This is a genomic window from Desulfospira joergensenii DSM 10085 (genome assembly GCF_000420085.1).
Classification (GTDB): Bacteria; Desulfobacterota; Desulfobacteria; order Desulfobacterales; family Desulfobacteraceae; genus Desulfospira; species Desulfospira joergensenii.
Genome location: NZ_ATUG01000002.1, coordinates 1883125 through 1894635, shown reverse-complemented (window position 1 = coordinate 1894635; position 11511 = coordinate 1883125). Strand labels below are relative to the sequence as shown.

Here is an 11511-nt window from a genome sequence, read left to right as displayed (position 1 = left end):
CCGTGGCTGAAGGATGCATGGGAATGTTTTTCAATAAAGGCCTTATTCCCCGGCAGCCCCATCTTCAAAGTCAGGAACCTGTCTCAAAATCTCCAAAAGTTCTCCTTCCAGCTTCAGGGCTTTGCCTCCGGAGTCTGAAATCACAAAGGTGACATCGGCAGATGCACATATTTTCCCGGTTGTCTTGTTTAGGACCTGCTGTCGGATCACCGCACTTTTATTTCCAATTTTCCCCAGGCCGGACCGGACCGAAACCAAATTATTGACCCATGCCTGGCTCAGGTATGAAATATTGATATTGACCACAAAGAACAAAAACCCCCTGCCCATGAAATCTTTTAAATCCATGGAGTCCTCAAGAACCTGCCACCGGCCCTCTTCTAAAAATTCAAGATAGCGGGCATTGTTCACGTGGCCGTACAGGTCTGTATGATATCCTCTGATTTTGATTTCCGGATCCATCTATATCACTCCAATCCATTTGATCTGATTTCCTGGAATTGTCAAAACGAACCGGAATCTTATCATCCAAATCAAATTTTATCCAGGGATTGGACCGGGTCTGTCGTTTTTATTCCGTTAGGGTTGTGGTGGAATGCTTTCAGTTCATTTTATCAGGGAGAATCCTTCTCACCTTCTTCTTGGATGATGGCAGAATTTTCCGGTTCCCAGACCATGTCAAAACCTTTGGAATGACCAAGATAGTCCTTGTTTAAAAAAAATGTCCGACCTCCGGGCGTTGCTCTCTCCAGGCGGTCTTCATTGGCTTGTTTTTTCGTTCTGGCTTAAATTCCTATAAAATTATCTATATTTCTTAAAAAAATATATCAATTTATGGATTTAATATAATTTGTACTTGATTTTACGATAAGATGTGCTAATAATCGAGTTTAATATATCAATTTTATGGTATTGATACATTAAGCCTTTGATTCCGATCCGGGACAACATGGCCCTGCCGCCTGGGAGCGGCAGATCCTTCCCGGACCGGGATAAAAACGGGAAGGATTAGAGGAGAAATAAAATGAAAAAAAAGTCGAGATTTGACCTGCAGAAAAAAAAAGATGCCGGGGAAAAAGCCGTCTGGATCACGGCCTATGATTACGCAACGGCCATGTTTGCCGAACAGGCCGGCATGGACATGATTCTGGTGGGGGACTCTCTGGGCATGTGCATCTACGGATATGAGGGAACCGTTCCCGTGACCATGGACCAGTGCATCTGCCATTGCGAGGCGGTCCGGCGGGCGGCTGCCCAGACCTTTATTATCGGGGACATGCCCTTTTTATCCTACCAGGTCAGTGTGGAAGAGGCCGTACGCAATGCCGGCCGGTTCCACAAGGAAGCCGGGGTGGACGCCATCAAGCTGGAAGGCGGGATGCGGGTCATTCCCCAGATCAGGGCCATCTGCGACGGCGGAATGCTGGTCATGGGCCATATCGGCCTGACCCCCCAGAGTTCCGGGCAGCTGGGCGGATTCAAAGCCCAGGGAAGAACGGCAGAAACGGCCAGGGCACTGCTGGAAGATGCCAAAGCCATTGAGGAGGCCGGAGCCTTTGCCCTGCTGGTGGAGGCGGTCCCCCCGGAAGTCTGCAAGGTGATCCGGGATGAGCTTTCCATACCGGTATACAGCATCGGTGCAGGCATGGATGCCGACGGCCAGCTCATGATCTCCAGCGATGTCCTGGGAATTTTCCAGGCCTTTACCCCCAAGTTTGTGAAAAAGTATGCCGACCTGGGATCTGAAATTCAAAAGGCTTTCAAGGCATATGCCGACGACGTTCGACAGGGACGGTTTCCCGAAGAAATTCATACCTACAAGATGGTTGAAGGCGAATTTTCAAAGTTCATGGATAAGATCTGATCAGAATTTATTGTCCCGAAAAACCCCGCTTAAAAGGAGTACACCCATGCCTGAATTAAGCCTTGGCGCCAACCGCATATACGGAGAGGCCGCCTTTGAAGTCCTGTCAAGGGCCCAGCAGATGGAACAGCAGGGAAGAAAGATCCTGCACTTTGAAATCGGAGAGCCGGACATGGACACCCCGGACCCTATCGCAGAAGCGGCAATACGGGCCATCCGGGAAAAAAAGACCAAGTACGTCCCTTCCCTGGGCCTGGACCCGCTCCGCAGGGCTGTGGCAGATGAAATCGAAAAGACCCGGGGGTTTCGCCCCCTTCTCGACCAGGTGGTGATCACCCCGGGCCTCAAACCCGGCATCTTTTTTTCCATGCTTTCCATTATCGACCCCGGGGATGAGGTGATCTTTCCGGACCCCGGATACCCCACCTACGGGTCGGTGACGGCCATGGTGGGCGCCGTTCCCGTGCCGGTCCCCCTGAGGGAGGAAAACGAATTCCGCATGGCACCGGAGGATGTTGAAAAAAGAATCACTCCCAGGACCAAGCTCATTGTCATCAACTCTCCCCAGAATCCTACAGGCTCGGTGATGACAGAGGATGAACTTAAGGCCATTGCCGATTTGGCCAAAGCCCACGACATTTACATCCTCTCCGACGAAGTTTACTCCAAGATGACCTATAACCGGATCCAGGCCCCCAGTATCACTGTCTTTGACAGGGCCCTGGAAAGATCGGTTCTTCTGGACGGATTTTCCAAGTGCTATGTCATGACCGGATGGCGCCTGGGATATATGGTCGTACCGGTAAAAATGGCCGAAAGACTCAGGGACTATCTGGTCTCTGCCGTATCCTGCACCGCCTCATTCACCCAGTGGGCCGGTGTGGAGGCACTGACCGGGGACCAGGGGTTCATCGGAGAGATGATGGACCGGTTTGCCATGAAACGGGAACATATGGTCAAGGGTCTCAACCGGGTGCCGGGATTCTCCTGCCGGATGCCCAGGGGCGCCTTTTATGCCTTTGCCAATATCAGGGGCACGGGCATGACCAGCCAGGAGTGCACCGAATATATCCTGAAAAAGGCCGGGGTGGCCACGGTCCCGGGAACCGCTTTCGGAGCCGCCGGAGAGGGATATCTCCGTTTCTCCTATGCCACGGAACCTGCAATCATCGACCAGGCCATTGAAAAACTCAAAACCGTGTTCTCACCGGCCGATCCGGTCCGGAAGGAAATTGCATGATCAAGACTGTTTGAATGGATTAATGGAGATGCCCGGTATCGGTGTAATACTGCTTGATGATTCTTTCGGCCCATTCCGAGGGATCTTTGAGGCTTCCCTCCATGATTCCGGTCATCATGTCCTTCCAGTGGTGACGGTGCCGGGGGGAGGTCAGCCGGTTCCTCATCATGGCCGCCCCTTTCCGGGGCCGGGTTTTGATCCGGATGATGATGGTCTCGATTTCATTTAAAAATCCCTTTTTCCCGTAATAACAGAGAAAGGCATGCCAGGCCTGCTCCAGGGTTGCCCGGCTCTGAAGGGGAAGGGAGATCTCCCGGAAACTGCGGAAAAAAGTCTCTTTTGCCTTTTCCTTCAGCAGTTCAAGGCCCGTATCCCCGATGGCGTAGGGCTTCACCGCGACGGAAGCCAATCCCTCTTTATCCAACCCGATATCCAGGGTATAGCCCAGTTTCCTGAACTTCAGATCCGTGGGCTGGAAAAAAACAAAGTTCCCCAGGCTGAAAAAAAGGGGAATCTTGTTGTAAAATCTGACGCCCTGGGGCACCTGGGGATGGTGGCCGATGACAATGTCGGCCCCGGCATCGGCCATGCGCTCAAAGGCCTGGTTCACGTAAGGCGGGGGAAAGGGGATATACTCAATGCCGCAATGGGCAATGGCCAGAATGCAGTTGACCTTTCCCTTAAGCCTTTGTATCCGGCGCTCGGCCCCGTCCAGGTCCCAGCCGGCAACACCCGGCTTATCCGGCCCGGCTTCGGTAAGATCCTCGGCCTCACTGAAGTTGACAATCCCGATCTTCAGGCAGTTTTTCTCCAGCACCAGGGGTGCGGCGGCCTCGGTCAGGTCCCGGCCGGCCCCGGTCCGTCTGATTCCGGCCTGATCCAGGGCCTTCAGGGTTTCATCAAAGGCCCTGGGGCCGTAATCCATTACATGGCCGTTGGCCAGGGTAGCTGCAGTAAAGGGAACTGCCTTCAAAGCCTGGGCATGTTTTTTCTTTCCCTTGAACACCGGACCGCTTTTAATTGCCGCCTGCCCCGATGCACTCAAAGGCGCATTCAGATTGACAACGGACAGGTCGGCCGACCGGATTCCCGGTAAAAGATCCCCATAGATCTTTTCAGGATCATCCTCCAGGATCCTGGCAAAGGCCCTGACCGGCGCCCAGTCCCCGGCGATACAAAGCTTCATCCCCGGGTCTCCAGAGGGCCTTGCCCATAGACCCCGGTCAAAATCAAATTCGTTTGCAGGTGCCAAACCTTTCTTCCTTTTTATTTTTCCCTTCCATACTCAATGGGAATCCGCCTGCTGAACCCGGTCACCACCTCATAGTTGATGGTCTGCATCAGGCCGGCAATCTCATCGGCAGTAACAGACTCTTTTCCCTGCTCTCCCAGGACAACCACCTCGTCCCCGGGCCTGACCCCGGGGATATGTCCCACATCGATCATGGTGAAGTCCATGCAGACCCGGCCCACCACAGGGGCCTTTATCCCCCTCACCAGCATTGAGCCTCTGGAGGAAAGAAGCCGGCTGTACCCGTCTGCATATCCAATGGGTACCGTGGCGATCTGGGTGGGTTTTTCCGTGACATGGGTGGACCCGTAGCTGATCCCGAATCCCCGGGGAACCTTTTTCAACTGGATGATCCTTGAGGTTATGGACATGACCGGCTTTAAGTCCACAATATCCCGGTTGACCTCCGGGGAGGGCCACAGCCCGTAAAGGGAAATGCCCGGCCGGATCATATCAAAATGGGCCTCGACCATATCAATGACCGCCGCGCTGTTGGCCGCATGGGCAATCAAAGGGCCAAGCCCCCTTTTTGAAAGGGCTTCCCGGATCCGGGAGAAGAGGTGAATCTGTTCCAGGGCATGGGCCTTATCCCCGGTATCTGCACTGGCCAGATGGGTGTAAATCCCCTCGATTTCCAGTTCCTTTAGTTCACCCATGGCCCAAATTTCTTCCACCAGGTCATCCGGGCCCCCATCCGGACCCGGAACAAATCCCAGGCGGCCCATGCCCGTGTCCACCTTGATGTGAACCCTGGCCCGGCAGCCCGTCCCCTTAAGGGCCCGGGAGATTTCCTTTGCCGTGTCCAGGGATACCAGGGTAATGCGGATATTGTTTGCGGCCGCATACCTGGCCTGGTCCGGCAGGATGTCTCCGAAGAGAAGAATCGGGGCCTCAATACCGGCTATTCTCAGTTCCACGGCCTCGGAGATCCTTGCCACGGCCAGGAAAGAGGCCCCGGCGGCCAGGACGGTTTTTGCCGTTTCAACCGCCCCGTGGCCGTAGGCATTGGCTTTGACCACGGCCATGAGGGCAACTCCCTCCCCGCATCTCTTCTTCAAGGCCCGGACATTAAAGGCAAGGGCGTCCCGGTCGACATGGACCCGGGTCTGGGGCAGGAGCGCTCCGGCACTCTCCTCCCTCATCAGACTTTTCCCTCTCCGTATGCTTTTGTATATTCCCTGAAAAGGGCCATGACCTTTTTTGTAACTTTACCGGGCAGGCCCGTTCCGATGGTCTGGTCATCCACCTTGACCACGGGCATGACTTCCTTGTTGGAGGAGGCCAGAAAGACCTCGTCCATTTCCATTAATTCCGGCAGGGCCACCTGCCGGAGTTCCAGTTCAAACTCATCCTTGATCAGATCCAGAACCACTTTCCGGGTAATCCCGGGAAGAAGACCCTTATCGGGGGTGACAAGGGTATCTGACTTAACCCCGAAGATATTGGAGGTGGTGCCTTCGGATACCTGGTGATCCCTGTCCACATATACGGCCTCCACGGCCCCGGATTTCCGGGCTTCCTGGAGGGCAAATACGGCGGACAGATAATTTGTGCTCTTGGCCGTGGGTTTGAACCGGGCCATGTCAACGGTGATTATGGAGGCTCCCTTTTCATAAAAACCCGCCTCCATGGTTCGTCTCGGCGTAACCATGACCATGAAGATCCCGTTGTCCCGGGGGGTGACCCCGTCATCGCTCACCCCTCCGGTATGGAGAAGCCGGACAAAGGACTCTTCATGGTGGGCATTCTTTTCCAGGGTTTCCCTGACGATCCCGCAGATTTCTTCATGGCTCTTGTTGATTTTCAAGCCGATTTCCCGGGCGGAGTTCCCAAGACGATCCACATGATCTTCCAGGTGAAAGGGCCGCCGGTTATAGGTGATCATGAAGTCGAATACCCCGAATCCCCGCAGAACAACCAGGTCGCCGGCCGGCACCCGGGCATCTTCGGCCCTTACAAACTCACCGTCCACATAATATATGTCCAATTTTCTACCGCCTTTATTCTCTTGATAAATTCGAATCGGCCCTGTCCTTCCCGGGCCTCCCAAGCCGCCAGGATACTATTATCCATTTCAAATAAAAATTTCAAGCATTGGTAAAAATTGAGCCCGTTTCAATGTACTTCGCAGGAAGGGGAATTGCTCCGGTAATCCCCGGCTTGCCGTATTCTTCATTGAAATGGCCATACTGAAATCCATTTAAGATATGTTTCTTGCATAAAATCGGCTTATCCCTGGTATCCGGTTTCCCGGAGTGGGATCAGCATCAGGCCGGCAGGCCGGCTCCTCTCTTTTTCCGTGCATAAAAAGACTCCCGTACATGGGTTGCCAGATTATTCACCAACGGATTTTTTGAATCTCCAATTCCGTGCAGACAGACATCCGCCACCGGCAGAGCCGGAAACCCATATTCAGGCCCCACGACCCGGGTATCTTGTCCGGCCACGCTCAATCCCATGGGTGCGATTGCAAGACCGGACCTTACAGCAGCCAGAATGCCGGAGATACTTGGGCTCATATAGGCCACGTGGAAGGGTCTGCAGATTTTATCCAATGCCTGGGTTGCCCACTTCCGGTAGAGGCAATTATGGCTGTAAACCGCCAGTGGCAGTGAATCCTGTTCCAGGACAGCCGGATTATTTCCCACTACCCATACAACAGGTTCCTGAAAGATTTTCTCCCCGTCAATGTCCAAAGCCGTACAGATGGCCAGATCCAGTTTTTCCTGAAGCAAATCCCTGTACAGATCTGCGCTTGGCCGGCAGATTACGTCCACGCGGATATCCGGGTAATCCAGGGCAAAACCGGCCAGGATCTGCGGGACATAGAGGGAGCAATAATCTTCAGGGGCGCCCAATCTCACCCGTCCTTTCAGCTCTGAGTGATGAATGGCCGTCATGGCGGCATCATGAGCTTTCAATATTTTTCGGGCATGTTCCAAGACCAGTTCCCCCATGGGGCTGAGATAGATCTGTTTTCCTTCCATCTCGATCAGGGGTTTGCCCACGATTTCAGTCAACCGCTTGATCTGCATGCTGACGGCCGATTGGGATCGGTGGATATGTTTGCCGGCCTTGGTGAAATTCCTTGTTTCAGCCACCACCATAAAGGTGTGTAAAAGGTCTATGGGAATGTGCATGGGGTTATACCATCTAGAATTCTAATCATTTTGATCATTATATTTCATTTTTTTATTCGAAATACTTATAGTACTTTCAATCCAAAATCAAACCCTAAATAAAAAACTCCGCTAAAGCCGCCACTTATCTTCCGAACCGCGGATCAATGAAAATTTATTGAAAAAAGGATTTGACGGCTAAAAAAGATGTTCAATTAACGATGCCGTAGACGCTGGTGTAACGGGCTGTTGTTAGATTTAAAAAAACTGGAAAATAGAGGAGGTTGATCATGAATGATCCCATGACAAATTTTGAATTGGGCAAAATACAGCATAAGGAACATGAAGCATGGACAGGCAGACACCGGAAAAAAGCAGTGTACTGGAAACCGGCCCGGCCCCGGTACAGGGCATATAAAATTATTTTATCCATTATCGGCATGGGCGCGGCCGTCTCATGCCTCCTGGAATTATTGTTCTGATCCCCGGTTCAACCGGCCCTTTTTTACTAGGCGATATCCTGTATAGTGTCAATTGATGCAACTTCGGGAGAACAGACCGGATATCCTTGAATCCCGGAGGAATAGTATGGTAGAAACAAGGGCATTTTTATGGAAGCCTGAGTATAAATAAGGGTGATCAGATGAAAATCCAAAGAACAATAAGGATAATGGCCGGCATATGGATGCTTTTATGGATCCTGCCCCGGGCCTGGGCAGGGCCGCCATGCAGCTGGGTTGACCTGGCCTGGATCTCTTCCCAGGCCCCCCTGACGCCGGATGCTGAAATTGTATTTAAAAAGGACCGGGGAGGAATCTGCGAAGTGGTTCTGGCCATGGAAGGCCGTCTGGTGCCGGTATACGCCGGAAAAGATTTTATTGTGGCAGGCCAGATGCTCAGGCAGCAAAAAGACCTGACCCGGGACACATTGACCTCCCTCTCCCATGTGGCGAACCGGGTAAGGCAGGAGGCTGAAGAAAAAAAGGCCCTGGCGGCTGAAGAACGGAAAACCTTTCTGAAAAACAATATAGACACCCTTTCTTCCCTTGTATCGATATCGCTTCAGCCGGCCGGATCCACAGGAGCGATCTATGTGATCACCGACCCGAACTGCGCCCATTGCAAGGCCCTTCTACCCGAGCTTGAAACAGCTGTCTTTGAGGCCGATCTGGCTCTCAAGGTCATTTTCCATCCCCTGCTCGGTCCTGAAAGTGAGAAAATAGTTGCCCATACCATCTGCAGCGGTTATTCCTATGGGGACTACAGGGCCATGACCGGGCAGGAAGACCTGATCTCATGTGAGAAGGCCCGGGATAGAATCCAAAAGACAAGAGCCCTGTTTCAATCCGCCGGCATTGGCTTTGTCCCAATGGTGGTGGCCCAGGACGGGTCATGGGTGGTGGAGGGCAGTAATATCACAGAGGTGAGAATCCGGCTGGGCCTGGCCGCCCATGAACAGACATCCAGTCCCGGTGAGGGCTGTGCGCCGGAAGCCCCCCCTCCCGTGAAAGAATAAAACAAAAGAGTCGATATGATCCCCTTACTATTAAAATCCTGAAACCCGGGATGATTTATTTTTTAAAAGAGGACAAAGATGAAAGAAACTTCCCTGGAAATCAGAAACGCCACCCCCGATGACATTCCCTTTCTTGTAAACTTATTGGAACAGCTCTTTTCCATTGAAGAGGATTTTCTGTTTGATGCAGACCTCCAGGCAAGGGGCCTTGCCCTGATGCTGGACGGGTGCGGAAAACACCGGACCATCCTGGCGGCCTGTGACAGAGGCCGGGTCATCGGCATGGTTTCGGTTCAGACACGGATCTCAACGGCCAGGGGAAAAATCTGCGGAATTATGGAGGACCTGGTTGTGGACCTTGAGCACAGGGGAAAAGGTGTCGGCAAAAATCTGATAAACGCTGCCTATTCCTGGAGCCGGGAACACGGGATAGAGCATCTCTGGCTTCTTGCAGACAAGGACAACCGGCCGGCCCTGCAATTTTATACCGACCGGAAGTGGGATTCCACAAACCTGATCTGTATGACCAAAACCATTGGGAATGAATAATCAAGAATCATGAAAACACTCCGGTTTTGATGGAACAAGCCCGGCGTTTGCTTTTCAATATTCCATAAAAAACACCCTCTGACACCTCATAAATATTACATATTTGAATTATGTAAAAAACAAATATGTATTTTTATTCTTAGATACAAACTATTCTGCACGATTTAAACAAAACCTTTCTCTCTTTCCTAAAAAATATTTCCTTTTTGAACAATACCTTACAAAGTTTTTCCCCTAGCCCATCCTTTTTGGAACACCTATTGCTCTATTAGGTTTTCACGAAACACGACAATGGTCGTTTAAAACAAAACCTTAAATTAAAGGAAAAAGAAATGAGAAAAATAGCCATCTACGGAAAAGGCGGCATTGGAAAATCAACCACAACCCAGAATACAGTTGCCGGCCTGGTGGAAGCAGGAAAAAATATCATGGTTGTTGGATGCGATCCCAAGGCAGACTCCACAAGACTCCTTCTCAACGGCCTTGCCCAGAAAACCGTTCTGGACACCCTGAGGGAAGAAGGCGAAGACGTTCTCCTGGACGATGTCAGAAAGGTTGGATACGGCGGAACCCTGTGCACGGAATCCGGCGGTCCGGAACCGGGCGTAGGCTGTGCCGGCAGGGGGATTATCACCTCCATCAATCTGCTGGAACAGCTGGGGGCCTATTCCGAGGATCAGAACCTGGATTACGTGTTCTACGATGTTCTGGGGGATGTGGTCTGCGGCGGTTTTGCCATGCCCATCCGTGAGGGGAAGGCCCAGGAGATCTACATCGTCGTATCCGGTGAAATGATGGCCATGTATGCGGCCAACAACATCTGCAAGGGAATCGTGAAGTTCGCCAATTCCGGCGGGGTCCGCCTGGGCGGACTCATCTGCAACTCCAGGGCAGTGGAGAACGAACAGGAGATGATTGAAGTCCTGGCCAAAAAACTGGGCACCCAGATGCTCCATTTCATTCCCAGGGAAAACATGGTCCAGCAGGCGGAAATCCACAGAAAAACAGTCATTGATTTTGCACCGGACCATCCCCAGGCAGACGAGTACAGGGCTCTGTCCAAAAAAATAGATGCCAATGAGAACTTTGTCATCCCCACACCCATTGCCATTGAAGAACTGGAATCCCTGCTCATTGACTATGGAATCGCCGCTTAAATAAAAAACTTAGAAAACCAAAGGAAATATTTATCAATGAAAATAATGATCAAATCCATTATCAGACCGGAAAAGACCAACGCCGTCATGGCCGCCCTCATGGAGGCGGGGTTTCCCGCCGTAACAAGGATCAGTGTTGCCGGCCGCGGAAAGCAGCGGGGAATCAAGATCGGGGAGATCACCTACGATGAAATCCCCAAGGAAATGCTGATTACGGTCATTGATGAGAAAGCCAAGGACTTTGCCCTCAAGACCATCATGACCACGGCGAAAAGCGGGGAAAAGGGGGCATTCGGAGACGGTAAGATCTTTGTCAGTCCCGTGGAAGAGACCTATACCATCAGCTCGGGAATCAGGGAACCGGAAGAGGCTGAAGAGGTGACGGCATGAAAGAGGTAATGGCGGTCATCCGCATGAGCATGATCAATAAAACAAAAAAAGCCCTGATTGAGGCCGGGGTCTCATCCATGACCGCCCTGGAAGCCCTTGGCAGGGGAAAGGGCCTTGTGGACATGAACCTGCTCAAGGGGGCCGAACAGGGATATGAAGAGGCCATTGCCCAGCTGGGTCAGACCAGCCGGCTCATCCCCAAGCGGATCATCTTCATCGTGGTTCCGGACAAACTGGTCAAAAAAACCGTAAAAACCCTGATCGATGTGAACCAAACCGGAAAATCAGGAGATGGGGTGATCTGGGTCATGCCGACCGCGGAAGCCATTTCGGTCCGGACTTCCCAAAAGGGAGATACGGTTCTGGACGAGTTCTAACCGGATGA

At 52.1% G+C, this 11511-nt stretch carries 13 protein-coding genes; 8 read left to right on the top strand and 5 right to left on the bottom strand.

Annotated elements, in window-relative coordinates; all coding sequences use genetic code 11:
• Positions 1–42 precede the first annotated feature (42 nt).
• Positions 43–462: an acyl-CoA thioesterase gene (locus tag F608_RS0121400; protein ID WP_022667749.1), complete on the bottom strand. Its 420-nt coding sequence runs from the start codon at positions 460–462 to the stop codon at positions 43–45.
• A gap of 562 nt (positions 463–1024) precedes the next feature.
• Between F608_RS0121400 and panB the strand changes: the two genes are divergently transcribed.
• On the top strand, positions 1025–1864 hold the full coding sequence (gene panB / locus F608_RS0121390) for a 3-methyl-2-oxobutanoate hydroxymethyltransferase (protein WP_022667747.1): 840 nt from the start codon (positions 1025–1027) through the stop codon (positions 1862–1864).
• A 46-nt stretch (positions 1865–1910) separates the two neighbouring features.
• Positions 1911–3104 carry a pyridoxal phosphate-dependent aminotransferase gene (locus F608_RS32910; RefSeq protein ID WP_022667746.1) on the top strand — a complete coding sequence of 398 codons (1194 nt, stop codon included), beginning with the start codon at positions 1911–1913 and terminating at the stop codon, positions 3102–3104.
• 19 nt (positions 3105–3123) lie between these two features.
• Here F608_RS32910 and F608_RS0121380 read toward each other — a convergent pair whose 3' ends face one another.
• The 4 genes from F608_RS0121380 to F608_RS32905 form a co-directional block, all read right to left on the bottom strand.
• Positions 3124–4356, bottom strand: a complete 1233-nt coding sequence (locus F608_RS0121380; protein ID WP_022667745.1) for a CapA family protein — start codon at positions 4354–4356, stop codon at positions 3124–3126.
• A gap of 14 nt (positions 4357–4370) precedes the next feature.
• The gene (gene alr / locus F608_RS0121375; RefSeq protein WP_022667744.1) at positions 4371–5537 is read right to left on the bottom strand and encodes an alanine racemase; all 1167 of its coding nucleotides are present in this window, start codon (positions 5535–5537) and stop codon (positions 4371–4373) included.
• On the bottom strand, positions 5537–6382 hold the full coding sequence (locus tag F608_RS0121370; protein WP_022667743.1) for an aminotransferase class IV: 846 nt from the start codon (positions 6380–6382) through the stop codon (positions 5537–5539). The genes alr and F608_RS0121370 overlap by 1 nt, the downstream gene beginning before the upstream one ends.
• 280 nt (positions 6383–6662) lie before the next feature.
• Positions 6663–7535, bottom strand: a complete 873-nt coding sequence (locus F608_RS32905) for a LysR substrate-binding domain-containing protein (protein ID WP_022667741.1) — start codon at positions 7533–7535, stop codon at positions 6663–6665.
• A 269-nt stretch (positions 7536–7804) separates the two neighbouring features.
• Between F608_RS32905 and F608_RS0121360 the strand changes: the two genes are divergently transcribed.
• The 6 genes from F608_RS0121360 to F608_RS0121335 all read left to right on the top strand — a co-directional run bounded on the left by F608_RS0121360 (position 7805) and on the right by F608_RS0121335 (position 11503).
• Entirely contained in the window at positions 7805–7996 is a 192-nt protein-coding gene (locus F608_RS0121360; protein ID WP_022667740.1) for a hypothetical protein, read from the top strand.
• Positions 7997–8157: 161 nt separating this feature from the next.
• Positions 8158–9030, top strand: coding sequence for a thioredoxin domain-containing protein (locus F608_RS32900; RefSeq protein ID WP_022667739.1), 873 nt, complete (start codon positions 8158–8160; stop codon positions 9028–9030).
• 78 nt (positions 9031–9108) lie between these two features.
• The gene (locus tag F608_RS0121350; protein ID WP_022667738.1) at positions 9109–9579 is read left to right on the top strand and encodes a GNAT family N-acetyltransferase; all 471 of its coding nucleotides are present in this window, start codon (positions 9109–9111) and stop codon (positions 9577–9579) included.
• Positions 9580–9911: 332 nt separating this feature from the next.
• A complete protein-coding gene (gene nifH, locus F608_RS0121345) occupies positions 9912–10736 on the top strand; it encodes a nitrogenase iron protein (protein ID WP_022667737.1) in 825 nt (274 codons plus the stop codon).
• A 36-nt stretch (positions 10737–10772) separates the two neighbouring features.
• Positions 10773–11126: a P-II family nitrogen regulator gene (locus tag F608_RS0121340; protein WP_022667736.1), complete on the top strand. Its 354-nt coding sequence runs from the start codon at positions 10773–10775 to the stop codon at positions 11124–11126.
• Positions 11123–11503, top strand: a complete 381-nt coding sequence (locus F608_RS0121335; RefSeq protein ID WP_022667735.1) for a P-II family nitrogen regulator — start codon at positions 11123–11125, stop codon at positions 11501–11503. Before F608_RS0121340 ends, F608_RS0121335 begins: the two co-directional genes overlap by 4 nt.
• The last annotated feature ends 8 nt before the right edge of the window (positions 11504–11511 follow it).